This window comes from Nonomuraea sp. NPDC050310 (genome assembly GCF_040655795.1).
Lineage (GTDB): Bacteria > Actinomycetota > Actinomycetes > Streptosporangiales > Streptosporangiaceae > Nonomuraea.
Genome location: NZ_JBFAKP010000014.1, coordinates 57675 through 77904 on the forward strand (window position 1 = coordinate 57675; position 20230 = coordinate 77904).

General features: G+C 73.6%; 17 protein-coding genes. 13 read left to right on the plus strand and 4 right to left on the minus strand.

Going from position 1 to position 20230, the window contains the following annotated elements; genetic code table 11:
- Positions 1-37: 37 nt before the first annotated feature.
- Positions 38-1597 (minus strand): GEVED domain-containing protein, encoded by a 1560-nt coding sequence (locus AB0I67_RS28140; RefSeq protein WP_357929102.1) that lies wholly within the window; start codon positions 1595-1597, stop codon positions 38-40.
- Between the two features lie 368 nt (positions 1598-1965).
- On the opposite strand from AB0I67_RS28140, the gene AB0I67_RS28145 reads away from it, so the two are divergent.
- The 8 genes from AB0I67_RS28145 (at position 1966) to AB0I67_RS28180 (ending at position 13457) form a co-directional block, all read left to right on the plus strand.
- On the plus strand, positions 1966-4395 hold the full coding sequence (locus AB0I67_RS28145; RefSeq protein ID WP_357929104.1) for an excinuclease ABC subunit UvrA: 2430 nt from the start codon (positions 1966-1968) through the stop codon (positions 4393-4395).
- 40 nt (positions 4396-4435) lie between these two features.
- Positions 4436-4726: a chorismate mutase gene (locus AB0I67_RS28150; RefSeq protein ID WP_357929106.1), complete on the plus strand. Its 291-nt coding sequence runs from the start codon at positions 4436-4438 to the stop codon at positions 4724-4726.
- Between the two features lie 54 nt (positions 4727-4780).
- Positions 4781-5434 (plus strand): histidine kinase, encoded by a 654-nt coding sequence (locus tag AB0I67_RS28155; protein WP_357929108.1) that lies wholly within the window; start codon positions 4781-4783, stop codon positions 5432-5434.
- A 95-nt stretch (positions 5435-5529) separates the two neighbouring features.
- Positions 5530-7959 (plus strand): class III lanthionine synthetase LanKC, encoded by a 2430-nt coding sequence (gene lanKC / locus AB0I67_RS28160; RefSeq protein ID WP_357929111.1) that lies wholly within the window; start codon positions 5530-5532, stop codon positions 7957-7959.
- 3 nt (positions 7960-7962) lie between these two features.
- Positions 7963-8094 carry a SapB/AmfS family lanthipeptide gene (locus tag AB0I67_RS28165; protein ID WP_357929113.1) on the plus strand — a complete coding sequence of 44 codons (132 nt, stop codon included), beginning with the start codon at positions 7963-7965 and terminating at the stop codon, positions 8092-8094.
- A 58-nt stretch (positions 8095-8152) separates the two neighbouring features.
- The gene (locus tag AB0I67_RS28170) at positions 8153-9751 is read left to right on the plus strand and encodes an ABC transporter ATP-binding protein (RefSeq protein WP_357929116.1); all 1599 of its coding nucleotides are present in this window, start codon (positions 8153-8155) and stop codon (positions 9749-9751) included.
- A 146-nt stretch (positions 9752-9897) separates the two neighbouring features.
- A complete protein-coding gene (locus AB0I67_RS28175; RefSeq protein ID WP_357929119.1) occupies positions 9898-11490 on the plus strand; it encodes an ABC transporter ATP-binding protein in 1593 nt (530 codons plus the stop codon).
- The gene (locus AB0I67_RS28180) at positions 11487-13457 is read left to right on the plus strand and encodes a prolyl oligopeptidase family serine peptidase (protein ID WP_357929122.1); all 1971 of its coding nucleotides are present in this window, start codon (positions 11487-11489) and stop codon (positions 13455-13457) included. The genes AB0I67_RS28175 and AB0I67_RS28180 overlap by 4 nt, the downstream gene beginning before the upstream one ends.
- Here the strand turns inward: AB0I67_RS28180 and AB0I67_RS28185 are convergent.
- Positions 13417-14091 carry a response regulator transcription factor gene (locus tag AB0I67_RS28185; protein WP_357929124.1) on the minus strand — a complete coding sequence of 225 codons (675 nt, stop codon included), beginning with the start codon at positions 14089-14091 and terminating at the stop codon, positions 13417-13419. The two genes, AB0I67_RS28180 and AB0I67_RS28185, sit on opposite strands and share 41 nt — an antisense overlap.
- An 84-nt stretch (positions 14092-14175) precedes the next feature.
- On the opposite strand from AB0I67_RS28185, the gene AB0I67_RS28190 reads away from it, so the two are divergent.
- Both AB0I67_RS28190 and AB0I67_RS28195 read left to right on the plus strand, forming a co-directional pair.
- Positions 14176-14658 carry a SigE family RNA polymerase sigma factor gene (locus AB0I67_RS28190; protein WP_357929127.1) on the plus strand — a complete coding sequence of 161 codons (483 nt, stop codon included), beginning with the start codon at positions 14176-14178 and terminating at the stop codon, positions 14656-14658.
- A gap of 51 nt (positions 14659-14709) precedes the next feature.
- The gene (locus AB0I67_RS28195) at positions 14710-15867 is read left to right on the plus strand and encodes a hypothetical protein (RefSeq protein WP_357929130.1); all 1158 of its coding nucleotides are present in this window, start codon (positions 14710-14712) and stop codon (positions 15865-15867) included.
- Here the strand turns inward: AB0I67_RS28195 and AB0I67_RS28200 are convergent.
- Positions 15857-16297: a MarR family winged helix-turn-helix transcriptional regulator gene (locus AB0I67_RS28200; RefSeq protein WP_357929132.1), complete on the minus strand. Its 441-nt coding sequence runs from the start codon at positions 16295-16297 to the stop codon at positions 15857-15859. The two genes, AB0I67_RS28195 and AB0I67_RS28200, sit on opposite strands and share 11 nt — an antisense overlap.
- Entirely contained in the window at positions 16294-16908 is a 615-nt protein-coding gene (locus AB0I67_RS28205) for a DJ-1/PfpI family protein (protein ID WP_357929135.1), read from the minus strand. The genes AB0I67_RS28200 and AB0I67_RS28205 overlap by 4 nt, the downstream gene beginning before the upstream one ends.
- A 60-nt stretch (positions 16909-16968) precedes the next feature.
- On the opposite strand from AB0I67_RS28205, the gene AB0I67_RS28210 reads away from it, so the two are divergent.
- From AB0I67_RS28210 to AB0I67_RS28220, 3 genes are all read left to right on the plus strand, one after another.
- Complete coding sequence (locus AB0I67_RS28210; protein WP_357929137.1) at positions 16969-18276, plus strand: NERD domain-containing protein; 1308 nt, start codon at positions 16969-16971, stop codon at positions 18274-18276.
- Positions 18277-18352: 76 nt separating this feature from the next.
- Positions 18353-19057, plus strand: coding sequence for a hypothetical protein (locus AB0I67_RS28215; protein ID WP_357929140.1), 705 nt, complete (start codon positions 18353-18355; stop codon positions 19055-19057).
- Between the two features lie 48 nt (positions 19058-19105).
- Positions 19106-20149: a DUF2293 domain-containing protein gene (locus AB0I67_RS28220; protein WP_357929142.1), complete on the plus strand. Its 1044-nt coding sequence runs from the start codon at positions 19106-19108 to the stop codon at positions 20147-20149.
- Positions 20150-20230: the final 81 nt, after the last annotated feature.

Below are 20230 nucleotides of genomic sequence, written 5' to 3' on the forward strand. Positions count from 1 at the left end.
ACAGCCCCGGAAGGGGGCCGTGCCGGGCTGGGTCAGGTCAGGCCGAGCGGCGCGAGCGCACCGGGACGGCGAGACCGCAACCGGGACCGGAAGCGACGCAGGCGACGACGTTGTCGCCGGTCCAGGACGTGCGCAGCCTGCCGTCACCGGCCTCGCCGCGCTTGACCATGGCGCGCACCCGGATCTGCTGCGTCTGGCCGGGCGCCAGGGTGCCGGACCAGGTCAGCTTCGAGCCGGCGCGGCTGGTGGGCAGCGGGCTGAAGGCCCGGTAGCGCGCGTCGTCGACCAGGCCGGCCGCGTCCATGGTCAGCCGGTACGGCATCGCCGTACGACCGGTGTTGGTGACGGTGGTGACCAGCGTGACGGCCTCGCCCTTGCGCGCCTTGCGCGGCGTCGCGGAGTGCGCCAGCCGCACACCGGGCACCTGCAGCGCGACGCGGTGGTCCTCGACCTCGCCCGAGTCGGCCCAGCCGGTCGGGTTGACCACGTCGGCGGCGTCACCGGCCAGCCGCAGCCGCAGCCAGGTGGCGCCGGACCGGACGGTGCGGGGCGGCGTCCAGCTCAGCAGCGCCCGGGTGGCGCCGGGAGCCACGGTGGCTGCGGCCCGCTCGGAGGGCTGGAAGCGGCCGTCGCCGTCCAGGTCGAGCCAGCCGGCCAGGGTGGCCGACGAGGCGGCCCGCACCGGCACGGCGAGCTGGATCGGCCGGCCGGGCCGGGCCTCGAAGCCACCGGCGGGCAGCACGAGGGCGGCGTCGTCGGCGTCGGTGCCGTTGAGGCTGCGCGGCGCGGGGCTGACCCGGCTGCCGAGGTCCGCGCTGACGTCGCCGCCGATGGCCTGGTCGGAGATGACGTGGGTGGCCGCGCCGTACCCGGCGGGGGCGTCGGAGACGTCCTCGTCGAAGGTGACGCGGAAGACGCCCCACATGAGCGGGTCACCGGCCGGCTGGCCGCGCCGCACGTTGCGCGCGCGCAGGTCCACCGTGAAGCTGCTGACCAGGCCGCCGATCTGCGCGGTGCCGCACATGTACACCACGCCGCAGGTGGTCTCCCGCGTGCCCGCGACGGACGTCGGGACGATGTCCTTCTCGCCGACCGTGAAGCCGGGGAAGCCCGCCACCTTGGTGAAGGCGGGACGGGCCGGGCTGGCCGCGGTCAGCCGGAGGCCGCTCCAGTACTCCTCGCGGTTGCCCGCGCGGTCGCCGACGGCGCCGCCCGTGCCCGCCACGTGCAGGCGGGGGTTGCGCACCGGGCGGGAGAAGGTGAAGGTCAGCGTGGCGACGTCGCTCCAGCCGTTCGGCCGTACCTTGAAACCTTCGTAAAGGTCGCTGAATCCGGCGACCGCTTTGGCGTTGACCGGGACCAGATATTCGTCGGCCGGGGCGTTGTGATCGGCGCGCAACACTTCGGCCTTGGCCACGCGGGTGCCCGGGGCGAGCTTCTTGCCGACGGTCACCGTGATTCCCGAGGGAGTGGTGCCGGTGGCGCGCTCAGCCGAATTGACCATGGTCCAGGTGGGGCCTTTCCCGGCCTTCGCGGCGGGACCGCCCGCGAGGGCTCCGGGTACGCCTACCGCGGCGACCAGCGTCGCCGCGGCCATATTGACCAAGAAGACACGACGCAATGAATGCAGTAGTGAAGACACTGTCGATACCCTTCCGTCCAAGGAGCCGCCGCCAATCAGCGGATAAAGTCGCTGCTCGATGAGCCGGCGGCCCCTGAGGGGCATAAGAGGTGGCCGGCGGGGTGCAATACGTTGATCGCCACGCCCGCCCGATGAATCCTGCCGAGTGGCGTGCATACTCAAGACCGGCCTGTTGTATGTCCGGCACAAAAACCTGCTCAATCCTTTCGCCGGCGGCCGAGCGTCCCGGCAGAAAGCACGCCTTCGGGAGATGACGGAAGCATCCGCCGATCTTTGACCGCCCTGAGGATGCGATCCGGCGGCCGGCGGGCATGGTTCGCCAGGTGAATCCGCTCCCGCACGCGATCAAAGTGATCGGCGCCCGCGCGAACAATCTCCGGGACCTCGACGTGGACGTCCCGCTGTGGTCGTGGGTGGCGCTGACCGGGCTGTCCGGCTCGGGGAAGTCCTCGCTGGCCATGAACGTGCTCTACGCCGAGGGCTACCACCGCTTCCTCGACGGCCTGGCGACCTACACCCGGCGGCGGATCAGCCAGGCGGCCCGCCCGGACGTGGACCGGATCGACTTCCTGCCGGCCGCGCTGGCCCTCAAGCAGCGGCCGCCGGCGCCGGGGCGGCGCAGCACGGTCGGCACGATGACCGAGGTGCTGAACGTGGTCCGGCTGATCTACTCGCGGCTGGGCTCGCACGTCTGCCCCAACGGCCACCGGCTGCCGCCCTCACTGGCCTGGAGCCGCGCGGAGGAGACCGACTGCCCGGTGTGCGGGGTGCACTTCAAGGTGCCCAGCGCCGAGTCGTTCGCCTTCAACAGCCTCGGCGCCTGCCCGGTCTGCGGCGGGCTCGGGGAGATCGAGGAGGTCGACGACGAGGCGCTGGTGCCCGATCCGTCCCTGAGCATCGACGAGGGCGCGGTGCGGTCGTGGCGGGTGGGCATGCGCGGGCTGATGCCGCAGGTGGTGGCCGCGCTCGGGGTGCGCACCGACGTGCCGTTCGAGCGGTTGTCGGAGCACGAGCGGGAGATCGTGATGAACGGCCCCGCCGTCCGCCGGCGGATCGTGCCGGTCACCAAGACCGGGCGGTCGGCCGAGCTGAACGCCCTCTACGAGAACGCCCGGCTGGCGATCACCAACTCGCTGGAGACGGCCGGGGAGACCGGGCGGGAGCGGCTGCGCAAGTTCCTGACCGTGCGCACCTGCCCGGCCTGCCACGGCACCCGGCTGCGTCCGGAGGCGCTGACCAGCCTGGTCGACGGCCGGACCATCGCCGAGACCAGCGAGCTGACCCTCGGCGAGCTCCGTGCCGCGCTGCCCGGACCGCTGCCGGCGGAGCTGGCGCCCCTCGCCGCGCGGCTCACCGCCGAGCTGGACCAGGCGGTCGAGCCGCTGGTCCGGCTCGGCCTCGACTACCTGACCCTGGACCGCGCGGGCGGCACGCTGTCCACCGGCGAGCGCCAGCGCATCCAGCTCACCTCGACCCTGCAGAGCCGCTCCACCGGCATGCTCTACGTGCTCGACGAGCCCTCGGTCGGGCTGCACCCGGCCAACGTGGACGGCCTGCGCGAGGTGGTCCGCGCGCTGGTGGACAACGGCAACTCGGTGGTCATGGTGGACCACGACGTGGCCCTGCTGCGCGACGCCGACCAGCTCATCGAGATGGGCCCGGGCGCGGGCCGCGCGGGCGGCACGGTGGTGGTCCAGGGCACCGCCGCCGACCTGGAGGCCGACCCGGCCTCGGTGACCGGCCCGTACCTGTCCGGCCAGGCCCCCGTGCTGGTACGGCAGGCGCTCCCCGTCGACCCGGACGCCCCGCACGTCGAGGTGAGCGTCGGCGAGCTCTACACCCTGCGCCAGGTGAGCGCCCGCATCCCGGTGGGCCGCCTCACGCTCGTCACCGGCGTCTCCGGCTCGGGCAAGACGACGCTGATCCTCGACAGCCTGGTGCCCGCCCTGACCGGCAAGCACCCACCCCAGGTGACGCGGCTCAAACGGGCCGGCATCCGCCGGGTCGTCGAGGTCGACGCCACCCCGATCGGCCGCAACTCGCGCTCCACCCCGGCCACCTACTCCGGCGCCTTCGACGGCATCCGCGACCGCTTCGCCGCCACGCCGCAGGCGCGGGAGCGCGGCTGGGACGCCGGGCGCTTCTCCTACAACCTGCGGCCGGGCCAGTGCCCCACCTGCGAGGGGCTCGGGGAGATCGCGCTGGACGTGCAGTACCTTCCGGACATGACGCTCAGGTGCCCGGCCTGCGACGGGGCGCGCTACAACCCGGAGACCCTGGAGATCACCGTCGACGGGCTCACCATCGCCGAGGTGCTGTGCCTGACCGTCGCCGAGGCCGTCGAGCGCTTCCCCTCCCCCAGCCTGCAGTCGCTGGCCGAGGTGGGCCTGGGCTACCTGCGGCTGGGCGAGCCGACGCCGACCCTGTCCGGCGGCGAGGCGCAGCGCATGCGGCTGGCCGGCGGCCTGAACTCGCGCCAGGCGCACACCCTGTACGTCTTCGACGAGCCGACCATCGGCCTGCACCCGCGGGACGTGGCCACGCTGCTCGGCGTGCTCGACCGGCTGCTGGCCGCGGGCGCCACGATCGTGGCCATCGACCACGACCTCGACCTGATCGCCAACGCCGACCATGTGATCGACATGGGCCCGGGCGGCGGCCCGGCGGGCGGCCGGATCGTGGCCACCGGCACTCCGGCGCAGATCGCGGCCTCGGCCGAGAGCCTGACCGGCCGTTACCTCAGGCGTCCGTGATCCCTATCCTTGAGGGGGCTCACGGACAAAAGGAGCGGCCTTGGACCACGACTACCTGGCGGACCTGCAAGAACTCAGAGAGAGCATCGACAACATCGACGCGGCGCTGGTCCACCTGCTGGCCGAGCGGTTCAAGTGCACGCGCAAGGTCGGCCATCTCAAGGCCGAGTACGGCCTGCCCGCCGCCGACCCGGCCCGCGAGGCCGACCAGATCGAGCGGCTGCAGGGCCTGGCCAAGGAGGCCAAGCTCGACCCGGAGTTCGCGAAGAAGTTTCTCAACTTCATCATTCAGGAAGTGATCCGGCACCACGAGATGGCGGCCCGCACTTAGCGATATTCGCCGGAATTACCGGCGGAGCGGCTTTGTTCCCGCGATGGTAGGACAATGCTCCGCCATATCCCCTTCCTTCGCGGCCGGTATGCCCGCGAGAACGCGAAGATCGTCGCTCGGGCGCGCGAGGGTTTCGCCCGCGACGCCCACGACCTGGTCGGTCACTGGCTCCTGCTCGCCGCCCTGCGCGGCGAGCTGGCCTGCCGGCGCGCCAAGGGCGACGCCGACCTGCACCGCGAGCTCACCGCGCTGGTCGAGGCGGTCCAGGCCGCCGCGGCGGAACTGCGCGACCTGACCGCGGCCTACCACCGCGTCTCGCTGGCCGGGGAGGCCTCCCGTGCCGGCCTCGTGCTCGGCGCCATGGGTGCCGCCTGCACCGTACGGCTGCCGCAGGAAGCCCTGTCCCCCGAGGTCAACGCGCTGCTCGGCACCATCTTGCGCGAGGGCGTGACCAACCTGCTGCGGCACAGCAAGGCCACCGCCTGCTCGATCGAGGTCACCGCCGACGACGAGTGGATCCGGCTGACCGTCGACAACGACGGCGCCCCCGACACCTCGCCGGCCGTCCGGGGCGGGCACGGCCTGCACAACCTCCACCTGCGGGCGGCGGAGCTCGGCGGCCGGGTCATGGCCACCACGACCGGCAGCGGGACCTTCCGGCTCACCGCCGAGGTACCCGCAGAGCACGCGTTCCGTCACGTTCGGTAGTGCATTGCTCACCAGTGACCGATGGAATTTGTCACTAGGAACAGCTCGGGTTATCCGTAAGTATTCCCCGTGCAAGCACTAATTGAGGAGGCAAGGTGTCTGAACCATACGAACTTCACTGCCTTGCCGATCCCATCTTTTATGACACGTTTTCTGGGATAAAAGAGGATTTTCCGGTTTGCTCCCGGGAGACACCTCCGGGCTGGCGGCATCACCCGACCGACACCTGGATGCACTACGCCCCCGAGGACCACCGGACCCCGGGCCAGGGCTGGAAGATCCACCTGTCGGCCCGTCCCGACCAGGCCGAGCACGCGCTGGGCATCCTCTGGGACTACTGCGTGCGCCAGGGCGTGCCGTTCAAGTTCCTGCGCAGCCGGCCGGTCATGACGATGCTCAACTCCAAGGCGGCCGACCGCGGCGCCAGCGGCAAGCTGGCCACCGTCTACCCCAAGGACGACGTCCAGCTCAAGGCGGTGCTCGACGAGCTGTCGCCGCTGCTGGCCGGGGTCGAGGGGCCATACGTGCTGAGCGACCTGCGCTACGGCGACGGCCCGCTCTACGTGCGCTACGGCGGTTTCCTGCCGCGGGAGATGACCGGCGCCAACGGGCGCAAGGTGATGGCGATCGAGGACCCGCAGGGGCGGCTGGTGCCCGACGACCGGGGGCCGGGGTTCGCCTTACCGCCGTGGGTCGAGCTGCCGGGCTTCCTGGAGCCGCACCTGGCCGCGCGCAACACCGTGACCACGGAGGCCCTGCCGTACGAGATCGAGAGCGTGCTGGCCTTCTCCAACGGCGGCGGGGTCTACCTGGCCACCGACCGGCGGAGCGGGGAGCGCGTGGTGCTCAAGGAGGCGCGCCCGCACGCCGGGCTGGACGCCGCCGAGCGCGACGCGGTGACCAGGCTGGCGCACGAGCGGGCGATCCTGGAGCGGCTGGCCGGCCTGGACGCCGCGCCGCGGCTGATCGAGCACTTCACGCTCGGCGAGCACGACTTCATCGTGCTGGAGTTCGTGGACGGCAACCCGCTGCAGCGGCAGATCGTGCAGCGGTTCCCGCTGGCCCGCACCAACACCACTTCGGACGATATTTCGGCTTATACCGGGTGGGCGCTGGACCTCGCGGCCCGCGTCGAAGCGGCCCTGTCCACCCTGCACGAGCGCGGCGTCGTCTTCGGCGACCTGCACCCCAACAACATCCTGATCACCCCCGAGGGCCGCGTGGTCTTCATCGACTACGAGGTCTCCTCCCTGGCCGCGGAGAACGCGCCGCCGGCGCTGGCCAACCCGGCCTACTGCCCGCCGCGCGGCACCCTCGGCCTCGACATCGACCGCTACGCGCTGGCCTGCCTGCGGTTCAACCTCTTCGCCCCGCAGACCACGATCATGCTCGGGCTCGACCGGGCCAAGGCCCACCACCTCGCCGACCTGATCGCCGGCGCCTTCCCGGTGCCGCCCGCCTTCCTCGCCGAGGCGGTCGCCGTCCTGGCGCCCGGCCCGCGCCCGCTCGACCTCGACCGGGCCCTGCGCGCCAGCGCCACCCCCGAACGCCGCGACCGGCTCTTCCCCGGCGACATCGCCCAGTTCCAGCCGGGCGGGGGCATCGGCCTGGCGTACGGCGCGGCGGGCGTGCTCTACGCCCAGCACGCCGCGAAGCTGACCTGCTCCGAGGAGCACGTGACCTGGCTGCGAAGGCGGGCACGGGAGGACGACCTCCCGCCCGGCTTCTACGACGGCGCGCACGGCGTGGCCTACGTGCTCGACCTGCTCGGCCACCGGCAGGAGGCGCTCGACCTGCTGCCGCCGGTCACCGGCGAGGAGAGCCTCGACCTGTTCTCCGGCCTGGCCGGCATCGGCCTGACCCGGCTGCGCCTCGGCCTGGACGCCGGCCCGGTGGTCGCGCTCTGCGCCGAGCGGCTGGGCGGCCCGGCCGACGTGCCCGAGATCAGCGGCGGTGAGAACCCCCGGGCGGGCCTCTTCTACGGCTCCTCGGGCGTGGCCCTGCTCTTCCTGCACGCCTACGAGCGCGGCGGCGACGCCGGCCTGCTCGACCTGGCCGCCACCGCGCTGCGCCAGGACCTGCGCCGCTGCGTGCGCGGGCCGGACGGCTCGCTCCAGGTCAACCAGGGCTGGCGCACCCTGCCCTACCTCGACGAGGGCTCCATCGGCATCGCGCTCGTCCTGGCGCGCTACCTCCGCCACCGCGCGGACGAGGAGTTCGAGCTCGCCCTCGCCGACGCCCGCCTGGTCACCCGAGGCGGCTACTTCGTCCAGCCCGGCCTGTTCACCGGCCGCGCTGGGTTGCTCGCCGCCCAGCACACGCTGGGCGGACCCACTGGAGACCTGGTGCGTGGCCTCGACTGGCACGCACTGCCGTACGCCGGGGGCACGGCCTTCCCCGGCACGCAACTGATGCGGCTCTCCATGGACCTGGCCACGGGGACCGCCGGAGTGTTGCTCGCACTCAGCGGGGCCGACCTGCCCTTCCTCGAACCCACCGGTACACCGAACACACAGAAGGAGTAAGTCATGGTGCTTCTCGACCTGCAGACCCTGGAGGCTCCCGGCGGCGGTCACGGCGGCGGTGGCGGCAGCACGCTGACCGTGCTGTTCTGCCACTCCTACCGGCCCAGCAACCTGAGCCTGACCCTCTGCCACTGAGCTGGAAGACCGCTGCCCGGCACGCCGGGCAGCGGTCTTGTTCTGAAGGAGGTCCCCCGTGCGCGCGGCCGACGCCCTGGTGCGGCAGACCCTCCGCCAACCGTGGACGGTCGTCCTGGCCCTCAGCTCGCTGCTGTCGGCCGCCGCGGTGCTCGCCCTGCCCGCGCTGATCGGCGAGGCGGTCGACGGCGACACCTCCTGGCTCGCGCTCACCGCCGCCACTGCCGCCGTCCTGGTCTCCTGCGACGCGCTGGCCGCCTGGTCCTCCGGCGCCGGAGCCGCCCGTGCCACCGCCTGGGTGCGGCGGCGAGCCGTACGGCACGTGCTCGAAGTGGGGCCGGCCATGACGCGGCGGCACACCGAAGGCGACCTGGTCACCCGGATCGGCGTGAACGCCGAGGAGGTCGGCCGGGTCCCCGACTCCGTGATCACCGGGCTGAGCCTGCTGGTGCCCTCCGCGGGCGCGCTGGTGATGCTCGTCCTCATCGACTTCTGGCTGGCCCTCGCCCTGCTGGCGGGGCTGGCCGTGATCGCCCTGGTGCTCCGCGCCCTGCTGCGCGTGACCGCCCGCGTCTCCGGCGACTACCAGGAGGCGCAGGCCGAGCTGGCCGGACGGTTGCTCGACGCGCTGGCCGGGGCGCGCACCATCGCCGCCGCGCGGACCGCCGACCGGGAGACCGAGCGTGTCCTGGGGGTCCTGCCCGCGTTGCGCGAGCACGCCCTCGCCCTCTGGCGGGCCAACGCCGACGCGGGCATGCGGGCCGGGCTGGTCGTGCCGCTCCTGGAGATCGCCGTGCTCTGCGTGGGCGGGCTGCGGCTGGCCTCTGGCGACCTGTCCGTCGGCGAGCTGTACGCCGCGGCCCGTTACGTCGTGCTGGGCAGTGCGCTCGGGTCGGGGCTCGGGCAGGTGGCCGGGCTCGCGCGGGCGCGCGCCGCCGCGGTGCGGGTCGCGGCGCTGTCCACCGAGCCCAGCCTGCGGTACGGCACGCGTCCCCTGCCCACCGGGCCCGGCACCCTGGAGTTCCGGGAGGCCGACGGGCTTGACCTGGTCATTCCGGGCGGTGAGCTGGTCGCGGTGGTGGGGCGGTCCGGGGCGGGCAAGTCGCATCTGGCGGCGCTGGCGGGGCGGCTGGCCGACCCGGAGCACGGGGAGGTACGGCTCGACGGGGTGCCGTTGCCGCGGCTGAGCCGGGAGGCGTTGCGGCGGGGGATCGGGGTCGCGTGGGAGCGGCCTGCGCTGGTCGGGTCTACGGTGCTGGACACGGTGGCGCTCGGGGGTGGGGAGCCCTTCACCGCGGCGCGCAAGGCCTGTGCGGACGGGTTCGTCGAGCGGTTGCCCGAGGGGTATCGGACGCCTCTGGCTCAGGTGCCCCTGTCGGGGGGTGAGCGGCAGCGGCTCGGGCTGGCTCGGGCCTTTGCGCAGGCTCGGCGGGTGCTTGTGCTCGATGACGCCACCTCCAGTCTTGACCTGCTCACCGAGCGGCGGGTGGCGGAGACGCTGGCCTCCGAGCGGCGGACTCGCGTCGTCGTCACCCACCGGGTGGCGACGGCGGCTTCGGCGGACTGGGTGGTGTGGCTGGAGGGGGGCCGGGTGCGGGGGTACGACCGGCATGAGGCGCTCTGGTACGACCCGGCCTACCGGGCGGTCTTCGGATGAGCCGCCCCACCGCCCCCGGCCATCGGGAGGACGAGCCCCCGATCCCCGGCCGGCCGCCGGAGGAACCCCCGACCCCCCGCCGGCCCATCCTCTCCTGTCCTCCAGAGGGTGCGCCCGCCGGGCGGTGGGGGCTGGTGTGGGGGGCGGTGCGAGGGCGGTTGGGGGCGCTGGCCGGGTGGTCGCTGGTGGAGGCGCTGCCCGGTCTGTGGCTGGGCCTGGCGCTGGCCCGGGCGGTGGACGACGGCTTCGCGGCCGGACGGCCGGGGACCGGGCTGGCCTGGCTCGGGGTGCTGGGGCTGGCCTGGGTGGTGGGCGCGTTCGGCGCCCGCCAGGTCGTCCTCGTCGTCGCCGGCATCGTCGAGCCCTTCCGTGAACGGCTGTTGGACAGGCTGGTCCGAGGCGCACTCCGCACGGGCGGCACGGCGGCGGTAGCCCGGGTGAACCTCCAGGTGGAGCTGGCCCGCGACGCCCTGGCCGCGGTGATCTCGGTGATCCGCGCCTTCGTCTTCGGCGTGCTGGCCGTACTGGCCGGTCTGGCCGCCCTGGCGCCCGGCCTGCTCGTGCTGATCGTGCCGCCGCTCCTGCTGGGCCTCGGCCTGTTCGCCGCCTCGCTGCCCGCCCTGGCCAGGCGGCACCGCGCCTACCTGCTGGCCGACGAGCGCACCACCGAGGCGGTCACCACGGTCGTCGGGGGCCTGCGCGACATCACCGCCGCCGGAGCCGAGTCCCGGGTGGAGGCCGACCTGGACGCCCACATCGGGGCCCAGGCCCGCGCGGGCTTCCGGCTGGCCCGCACCACCGGAGCTCGCACGATCGCCCTGGCGCTCGGCGGCTGGGCCCCGGTCGTGCTGGTGCTCCTGGCCGCGCCCCGGCTGGAGCCCGGCGTGGTGCTGGGCGCGCTGGCCTACGTCACGCAGTCGCTGGTGCCCGCGCTCGGCAGCCTGGTCGAGAACCTGGGCGCGAGCGCGGTCCGGCTGAGCGTGGCCCTGAGCCGGGTGCTGGAGGCCGCACCGCCCGAGCCCCCGCCGGTGCTGCCCGAACCCGGCCGCGACGGCAGCGTACGGCTGCGCGGCGTGCGGTTCGCCTACGGGCCGCACGCCGCGCCGGTGCTCGACGGCTTCGACCTCGACCTGCGCGAGGGCGAGCACCTGGCGGTGGTGGGACCCAGCGGCATCGGCAAGTCCACCCTGGCCTCCCTGGTCACCGGCCTGCTCAAGCCGGACGCCGGGCACGTGCGCGTCGGCGGCGCCCGGGCCGACCTGCTCGACCCGGCCTGGCGCACGCTCGCCCCGCAGGACGCCTACGTCTTCAAGGGGTCGCTACGCGAGAACCTCGCCTACTTCGGCACCGGGCCGGTGCGCGAGGCGGCACGGGCGCTGGGCGCGGAGGAGCTGCTCGACCGGCTGGGCGACGAGGTGGACCCGGCCCGGCTCTCCCCCGCCGAACGCCAGCTCCTGGTGCTCGTGCGCACCTACCTGTCCCCCGCCCGGATCGTCGTCCTGGACGAGGCGACCTGCCACCTCGACCCCGCCGCCGAGGCCCGCGCCGAGGAGGCCTTCGCCGCCCGCGGCGGCACGCTGATCGTGATCGCCCACCGGCTCAGCTCGGCGCTGCGCGCCCAGCGCGTGCTGGTCATGGACGGCACGGGCGTGGCGCTGGGCACCCATGCCGAGTTGCTGGCCGGCTCGCCGCTCTACGCGGACCTCGTCGGCCGCTGGACACCCGCGGAGATCTCATGACCTACCCGCCCGCCCACCGGCTCCCGCTGGTGGAATCGCTGCACGGTCACGAGGTGGCCGACCCCTACCGCTGGCTGGAGGACCCCGCCGACCCCGCCACGGCCGCCTGGCTGGCCGCCCAGGACGAGCTCTGGCAGGCCCGCGCCGCCGCGATGCCCGGCCGGGACGCCGCCCTTGCCCTGCTGCACGAGCTGGCGGCCGACGAGGTGAGCGCGCCGATGTGGCGGGGGGAGCACCGGTTCGAGCTCCGCCGCGCCGCCGGCCAGGAGCATGCCGTCCTGTACCGGGACGGCGTGGCGCTGATCGACCCCAACGTGCTCGACCCGACCGGGGCGACCGTGCTGGACGCCTGGCAGCCCGATCTGGAGGGCCGCCAGGTCGCCTTCCAGCTCTCGCGCGGCGGTGACGAGCGTTCGGTGCTGTACGTCGCCGACACCGAGTCGGGGCAGGTCGTGGACGGGCCGGTGCAGGGGTGCCGCTACTCCCCTGTCGCGTGGCTGCCGGGCGGGCGGGCCTTCTACTACGTGCGCGGGCGGCAGGTGTGGTTGCGCCGGCTGGGCGGCACCGAGATCCGCATCACCGACGAGGAGGCCGGTTACGGGCTCTCCCTGGGAGAGGACGGGCGCTGGCTGGTCGTCTCGGCCTCGTCCGAGGGGCGGCAGGACGTCCGGGTGGTGGACCTGTGGGGGTCGCGAACGCTTGCCGTACAGGAAGGGGGAACGGAGCGGACCGCGGCGGCGGTGGGGCGTGACGGGCGGTTGTACGTGCTGACCGAGCGGGACGCGCCGTTCGGGCGGTTGTGCGTGGCCGACCCGGCTCGGCCCGATCAGTGGAGCGAGCTGGTCGGCGAGCAGGAGGGCGCGGTGCTGGCCGGGTTCGCGCTGCTGGAGCGGGAACTGCTGGTCACCCGGCTGCGGGACGGCATCGCCGAGCTGAGCGTGCACGACCTCGGCACCGGCGAGCTGGTGCGGCATCTGCCGCTGCCGGGCGCGGGGTCGATCGGGGCGGTCAGCACGCGGGGGCGGGAGGCGTGGTTCACCTACACCGACCACGTCACGCCGGTCACGCTGCTGCACTACGAGGAGGGCAGCCTGGCCGGGCCGCAGGGCGCCGCGGCGCGGGAGGTGGTGACCGAGCGGCTGGAGTACCCGTCGGCCGACGGCACCCGGGTGCCGCTGCTGGTGCTGTCCCGGCGCGGGGACTCGGGGCCGCGGCCGGCGATCCTGTACGGCTACGGCGGGTTCGGGGTGCCGCTCACGCCTGCCTACTCCAGCTACATCCTGGCCTGGGTGGCGGCGGGCGGGGTCTTCGCGCTGGCCGGGGTCAGGGGTGGCGGCGAGCGCGGCTCGGCCTGGCATCAGGCGGGGCGGCGCGAGCTCAAGCACAACTCGGTCGCCGACTTCGTGGCCGCCGCCGAGGCCCTGGTCGCGGGGGGCTGGACCACGCCGGACCGGCTCGGGGCGTGCGGGGAGTCCAACGGCGGGCTGCTGGTCGGGGCGGCGATCACCCGGCGGCCCGAGCTGTTCGCGGCCGCGGTGTGCTCGTCGGCCGTGCTCGACCTGGTGCGGTACGAGCGGTTCGGGATGGGGGCGGCGTGGCGGGAGGAGTACGGCACGGCCGACGATCCGGTCGAGCTCGGGTGGCTGCTGGGGCTCTCGCCGTACCACCGGGTGCGGCAAGGGGTGGCGTACCCGGCCACGCTGCTCACCGTCGCCGAGGGGGACACGCGGGTGGACCCGCTGCACGGGCGGAAGATGTGCGCCGCCCTGCAGCACGCCTCGGCGGGGCCGGGGCCGGTGCTGCTGCGCCGCGAGTGGGAAACCGGCCACGCCGGCGGGGCGGCGAGCAGGGGGGCCGGCCTGGCCGCCGACCTGCTCGCCTTCCTCGCCACCCACACCGGCCTCGACCTGACCAGCCCGCTGGTGGTCAGCGGCGGGCTCGCCAGCGGAGCAGGCCGAAGCGGCTGACCGTCGACGGCCAGAGCCACCCCGCCTCGCGGGCGATCTCCACCGCCTCCACCCGGGTCCGGGCGCCGACCTTCATCAGGATCCGCGAGATGTAGTTCCGCACCGTCCCGCCCGACAGGCACAACCGGTCGGCGACGTCGTCCACGGTCGCGCCCTCGGCCACCACCCCGAGGACGTCGAGCTCCCGCGCGGTCAGCGGGTTCTCCGGCGCCTTCAACGCCGACACCGCCAGCTCAGGATCGATCACCCGCTCCCCCCGCACCACCTTGCGGATGCTGGAGGCCAGGTCACCGGGTCTGGCGTCCTTGACGATGAACCCCTGGGCGTCGGCCGCCATCGCCCGGCGCAGGGCGGTGGGGGTGGCCAGCCCGGTGAGGATGACCGTCCGGCAGGAGGGCAGCTCGCGCCGGAGCGCCGCGGCGGCGGTCAGCCCGTCGGTGCCCGGCAGCCCGATGTCGACCAGCGCCACGTCCGGCCGGTGCCGTAAGGCCGCCTTGACCAGCTCGTCACCGTTGTCGACCTCGTCGACCACGCGCATGTCCGCCTCGGCGGTGAGCAGCGCCTTGAGCGCGCCCCGGATGAGGTGCATGTCCTCGGCGATGAGCACGCCGATCGGGGGAGGGAGAGGTGCCATGCCCCCAGAATGCACTAAGCGCGAGCAAGTGGTCACTATAAGCAAGCTGGCAACCTTTTACGAAGCTGATGTGTCCTTGGGGAGGTGGATGACTCCTTCGAGGCTTTCGTGGCGGCGCGGCTCGACGCGTTGTTCGGCTACGCCATGGTCCTGACCAGGGACCGGCACGACGCCGAGGACCTGGTCCAGGAGGCGCTGACCAGGACCGGGACGCGCTGGAACCGCGTCCTGCGCAAGGACGACCCGGAGGGTTACGTCCGGACCACGATGCTGCGGCTCATGACCAACCGCTGGCGGCGCGGCCGGCGTGAGCTGGCCACCGCCGATCTGCCCGAGTCGGCGGCGGAGGACCGGGCGCTGGCCCGGGTCGACTCCGACGCGGGGCTGGCGGCGCGGATCGCGGAGTTGCCGCCGCGGATGCGGGCCGTCCTGGTCCTGCGGTACGTGGAGGAACGCAGCGAGGAGGAGATCGCCCACCTGCTCGGCTGCAGCAGGGGGACGGTCAAGAGCCAGGCCTCCCGCGCCCTGGCCCGCCTCCGCGCCGACCTGAAGCGCCAGCCCACATGAGCAGCCCACGTTTCACGAGCGCCCGAGACGACAAGAGAGCAGGAGGCCCCCATGGATGACCTGGAGACGCGGCTCGGCGAGGTGCTGGCCGGGCCGGGCGAGGCGAGGCCGCCCGCCGGTCTGGCCGGGCGCGTGCACGCGGGCGTCGTCACCCGCAGGCGCCGCCGCCGCGCCGTCGCCGCCGGCGCCTGCGTGCTGGCCCTCGCGGTGGCGATCCCCCTGACCGTACGGCAGGCGTCCGACCCCGGAAGGACCACGGTGGCCGCCTCCGCAGGGGGCATCGCCGACCTCGTGGACCTGCCGGGCTCGATCGCCCTCCCGCCCCGCACCCCCGAGGGCACCACCTTCTTCCCCGAGGTCATCGGCGAGGACGGCAGCGTGCTCGGCCGTACCGACCAGGACAAGAAGGTCTGGGCCGCCGGCCCCCACACCCAGGAGCTGCAGCCGGTCACGGACGCCGCGGCCCAGGTGCTGGGCACGGGCGAAGGCGGCCTGCGCCTGTGGGCCGGGGCCTCGTCGGCCTACCCGCTGTCCTGCCAGGACGCCAGCGGCGCGACCAGCGACCCGTCCCCGCAGGGCTACGACCCGGCCGGACCGTTCTGGGTGAGCCACGGCTGGGTGGCCGCCAACGACCCGATGCGGCAGCCGTGGACGGCCAAGGGCTGCGCGAAGGGCACCACGGTGTCCGGGCAGGGCCGCTTCTCCTCCGGGCACGCGGTCGCCTTCGCCTACCCCGACCTGTTCGTCGCCGAGGAGTCGAACGACCGGGTGGTCCGCCAGGTCGACGTGGAGTCCGGCCGGGAGGTCGCCGAACGGCCCCTGCCCGAGGGCGTCCCCCCGGTGACGATGGCCGATCCCGGCAAGGACTGGCTGGCCGCGGCCAACGGCAGCACGTTCGCCTGGGTCGTGGACCGGACGCTGCGCACGGCCCCGCGCGACACCTGGACGCCCACGACGGTGCCGGTGAAGCTGCCGACCGCCACTCCGGTCACCGTCCAGCAGACCACCGTGCCGCAGGCCAAGCTGACCATGGGCGACCGGCTGATCGCCTACACCGCGCTGGAGCTGGAGGTCGGCTGGAAGTCGGTGGTGCACGACCCGGTCACCGGCCGGAGCGTCGAGCTGCCCGGCCGGGCCTACGCCGCGGGCGAGTGGCTGGTCTGGCAGGACGGCGACTCCTACCGGCTGGCGCGCGCCCTCACCCAGTGAGCCGGTCGAGGGTGGCCGACAGCCGCTTGAGGGCCGCGATGACCTCCTCCAGACCGCCCGGCCCCAGAACGGCCATCACCCGTTCGGCCGCGGCGGTCAGGCCGGGCTCGATCTGCGCGATGGCCGCCAGCCCCTCCGGCGTGGGCCGGAGCAGTTTGGCCCGCCGATGGGCGGGATTGACCGCGTACTCGGCCAGCCCCTTGTCCACCAGCAGGTCGGCGGTCCGCTGCACGCCTTGCCGGGTCAGTCCTCTGAGCCGGGCGATGGCGGCCACCGACATGGGCTCGGCCTCGACCGCGCTCAGCACCTGCCACCAGGCCACGGTCAGCTCGGCGGGCCTGGCCAGCGCGTCACCCAGGTTGAGGAACTGGCCGTTGAGCCGGTAGACGGTGAGCGCCGCCTCCGACAGCAGGTCCGCCTGGTCGCTCACGCCGCCATCAGCACCTCGAAGGCGCTGGCGTCGCTGTTCTTGAACAGGCGGTACCAGGCGTCCAGCACTTCGGGGGTGTAGAGGTCGAGCTTGGCGAAGATCTCGCGGGCGAAGTCGACCGGGGCGGTCGGGCCGGCGGTGATCAGCTCGCCGCCGGTGACCGCTTCGGCCTCGATGTAGTGGGCGGCTCCGCCGTACCCCTCCTGGGCCTGCAGGTACGGCAGGGCGGCGGCGGTGTGGTCGCGCCCGTCGAGGACCCCCTCGCGGGCGAGCCCGGCGACGGCGCCGCAGATGGCGGCGACCGGCGTCCCGGCCGCCAGCAGGCCGCCGGCGAGCAGCGCGAACGGCTGCAGCTCCGCGCTCTCGTCCCAGAGCGCGGCCCCGGGCAGGATCAGCAGCGCCGCGTCCTCCGGGACCAGGTCGGCGACGGTCACGTCGGGCGTGACGCGCAGGCCGCCCATGGTGACGACCGGTCCGGGGGTCAGGCCGACGTGGACGATCTCGTAGCGGCCGGGCTCCTTCTGGAAGTTGCCGTTGCGGATGTGGGCTGTGGTGTGCCCGGTCTCCCAGTCGGCCATCGAGTCATAAATCGCGTGGTAGATCGTGTTCATGACAATAGACTGTCATAACGACAACATGTTGTCAATCAAAAGCATGCGAAGATGATCCGCATGGCACAGATCGTCGGGGGCGGACGGCCGGTCAACGACGCCGAGCGCAAGGTGATCGCCCACCTGCGGGACCACGCGCCCGACGACTGGTTGCTCCTGCACAACGTCGAGGTGCCACGCGGCGACGACGTCTTCGAGGTCGACCTGCTCGTGCTGACCGCGCACTCGCTGGTCGTCGTCGACGTGAAGGGCACCCGCGGCCGCATCGAGGCCTCCGGCATGCGGTGGTTCCCCGCGCGCAGCCCCGCCTACGGCTCGCCGGCCGCCAAGCTCCGCGGCACCGCCCGCGCGCTCAAGGGCCTGCTCGTCGCCAAGCACCGCGACCTCGAACGGGTCTACGTGGACAGCCTGGTCGTGCTGACCTCGCCCGACGCCCGGCTGATCGACCACGACGGGCGCGACCGGGCCAACGTCACCGACCTGCCGGGCTTAATCGACGTGCTGAGCGACGTGACGCGCGTGCGGCGCGGCTGCAGCCCGGATGCCACGCCGTACCGCACGCACATCCTCGAAGCGCTCAACGCGATGGTACGGCGCAGCACCGCGGCCCCCCGGTTCGGCCACTGGGAGGTCGAGGAGGAGCTCGGCGGCGACGCCAAGGTCACCGAGTACCGCGCCTTCAACGCCACCCTGCCGGGCAGCCAGACCGTGCTGCTGCGCGTCTACCAGGCCGACCCGATGGCCGACAGCGCCTCCCGCACGGCCGAGCTGCAGCGCATCGCCAACGCCTACCAGTCGCTGGCCGGCCTCCCGGCCCACCCCAACGTGGTGCGCCCGCGCGACTTCTTCGCCATCGACGACGAGAGCCGCTTCGTGCTCGTGCTGGACGACGTGCACGGCGAGGCGCTGCACCTGCGCCGCCGGGTCGGCCTTGAGGTGGTGCGCGACATGCTCGCCGGCCTGGCGCACGCGCACGCCCACCACGTCGTGCACCGCGCGCTCACCCCGGCCAGCGTGCTGGTCACCGACGCCGGGCGGGCGCTGCTGACCGGCTTCGACTACGCCAAGCCGGGTCCGCGCTCCTACACCGTGGCGCACGAGCTGGGCAACGTGCTCGACGTGCAGTACGTGGCGCCCGAGGCGCGCGACCGGCCCGACCTGATGACGGCGGCGTGCGACGTCTACTCCGCCGGGGTGATCGCCCAGCGCTACCTGGAGGAGCCGCCGCCGGTGGTGCTCGGCATGCTCGCCGAGTCGCCCGGCCTGCGGCCCACCGCCGCCGAGGCCCTGGCGGCGCTCGACGGGGCCGAAGAGCCGGAGGCCGCCCGGACCCCCTGGTTCCGGCGGTTGTTCCGCCGCCACCCCTAGCCGGGGGCGCTACTCATGGCGGGCTGAGTACGGGGACGCTCGTGCGGGGCGGGGGTCATGGCGAACGCTCGTCGTCATGAAGGTCTGGATATTTCCGGTCACGGTAGTCGTCGCCCTGTTCGCCATCTGGCTGCTGGTCTTCCTCGACGTGCCGCTCGCCACGTTGCTCTCGCTCGCCCTCGGCTTCCTCAGCCTCGCCTGGCTGATCACCTTGCTGATCGTGCCCTGGAACCTCTACTTCGGCGCGCTCCGGGCCGTCGGGGCGATGCGCGAGTCCCGCGAGCGCGGCATCGCCGTCCCCGAACGGCACGAGACCGAGGCCCGGCGGATCGCCGCGCGGATGCTCCGCTTCGCCATCGGCGGGCACGTGCTGTCCGCCCTGGTCGTCGCCGTGATCAGCTTCTTCTCCGGCAGCGAGGTGGGCTACTACTTCGCCGGGTTCTACCTGCTCAGCACCCTGTTCCGCCCGGCGGTCGCCTACTTCGGCCACCTGCGCGGCCGGGTCGGCGAGCTCACCCGCGAGGTCACCTTCCCGCGCGACGACGTGCTGAGCATGCGGGCGGCCGTCGAGGAGCACGGCCACGAACTCGACCGGCTGCGCCGGGAGAACGACGACCTCCGCACCGAGCTGGCCATCCTCCAGGGCCGGGTGCACGACGCCGAGCGCAAGGTCAACGGGATCTCCCAGCGCTTCGCCGAGACGGTCAACGGCATGGCCGACAACCACGAGGTGATCACCGGGCTCAAGGCGTTCATCCGGCTCCTCAGGAGCGAGCAGTGAATCGGGGTTGTGGTGGGCGGGGGCGTGAAGCTGCGGCAAGCTTGGGTGGTGAGCAGGCCCAATCTGACCGGACGCGTCGCCTCGGCGGCCGAGATCGTCCTCGCCACCCGCAAGCAGGTCGCCTTCGTGGACGTCGTGGCCGGGCTGCGCTGGCTGCACACCCGCCACCTCGACCAGTGGCGGCAGGGACGCGCCGCGACCCTCGCCGAACTCGCCGCCGTGGACGAGGAGCGGCTGCTGACCACGCTGGCGGTGCTGCGCGAGTGGGCCCAGGCCAAGGGACTGCGGGCGGTCGAGCTCCCCTACCTGTCCGGCGCCCGCGACCGGCGCGAACTGCGCTTCACCGCCTCCGGCGACCAGGCGCCCTTCCGGGTGCACTGGCTCTCCCCCGACCTCGGCGAGGCGCAGGTCAAACGGCTCACCGCCAGCCGCAGCAAGGTCCCCGACCTGGTCGCGGTCGTCCCCGACCAGCCGTTCACCTGTGCCTCGTGCCGGGAGAGCGGGCCCTACCTGGTCATGGAGGACGAGCAGCCGCACTGCCTCACCTGTGCCGACCTCGACCACCTGGTGCTGCTGCCCGCCGGGGACGCGGCGCTCAGCCGGCGGGCCAAGAAGGAGAGCGGGCTGTCGGCCGTCGTCGTCCGGTATGACCGGCGGCGCAAGCTCTACCGGCGGATCGGGGTGCTGGTCGAGGAGGGTGCGCTGGCTCGGGCCGAGGAGCAGTGCCTGGCTGATGAGGAGGTACGGCTCCGCCGCCGCGACCGGGACCGGGAGCGGCGGGCGGGGCAGGACGAGGAGTTCCAGGCGCGGATGGCCGGGGAGATCGCTCGGCTGTTTCCGGGGTGTCCTGAGGACCGAGCCCTCGACATCGCCCGGCACGCCGCTCAGCGGGGCAGTGGGCGGGTGGGGCGCACCGCCGCCGGGCGGGCGCTGGACGAGAACGCGATCACCCTGGCTGTGGTGGCTTCGGTTCGGCACTTGGATACGGAGTATGACTCGTTGTTGATGTCGGGGGTGGCTCGGATGGAGGCTCGCGAGCGGATCCGTTCGGTGATCGAGGCTCGGCTGGCGGAGTTTCGCCGACCCAGGTGACCCGGCCGCGCCCCACCCACCGACCTTCCGGGGCACAGGTGGACCTTGGTGGATCGGTGGGAGGCCCGTCGGGGCACAGGT

Coding starts and splice junctions, on each gene's coding strand:
- AB0I67_RS28140 (WP_357929102.1), bottom strand. CDS start 1,597: ATGGCCGCGGCGACGCTGGTCGCCGCGGTAGGCGTACCCGGAGCCCTC.
- AB0I67_RS28155 (WP_357929108.1), top strand. CDS start 4,781: ATGCTCCGCCATATCCCCTTCCTTCGCGGCCGGTATGCCCGCGAGAAC.
- AB0I67_RS28165 (WP_357929113.1), top strand. CDS start 7,963: ATGGTGCTTCTCGACCTGCAGACCCTGGAGGCTCCCGGCGGCGGTCAC.
- AB0I67_RS28180 (WP_357929122.1), top strand. CDS start 11,487: ATGACCTACCCGCCCGCCCACCGGCTCCCGCTGGTGGAATCGCTGCAC.
- AB0I67_RS28185 (WP_357929124.1), bottom strand. CDS start 14,091: ATGGCACCTCTCCCTCCCCCGATCGGCGTGCTCATCGCCGAGGACATG.
- AB0I67_RS28195 (WP_357929130.1), top strand. CDS start 14,710: ATGGATGACCTGGAGACGCGGCTCGGCGAGGTGCTGGCCGGGCCGGGC.
- AB0I67_RS28205 (WP_357929135.1), bottom strand. CDS start 16,908: ATGAACACGATCTACCACGCGATTTATGACTCGATGGCCGACTGGGAG.
- AB0I67_RS28210 (WP_357929137.1), top strand. CDS start 16,969: ATGGCACAGATCGTCGGGGGCGGACGGCCGGTCAACGACGCCGAGCGC.
- AB0I67_RS28215 (WP_357929140.1), top strand. CDS start 18,353: ATGAAGGTCTGGATATTTCCGGTCACGGTAGTCGTCGCCCTGTTCGCC.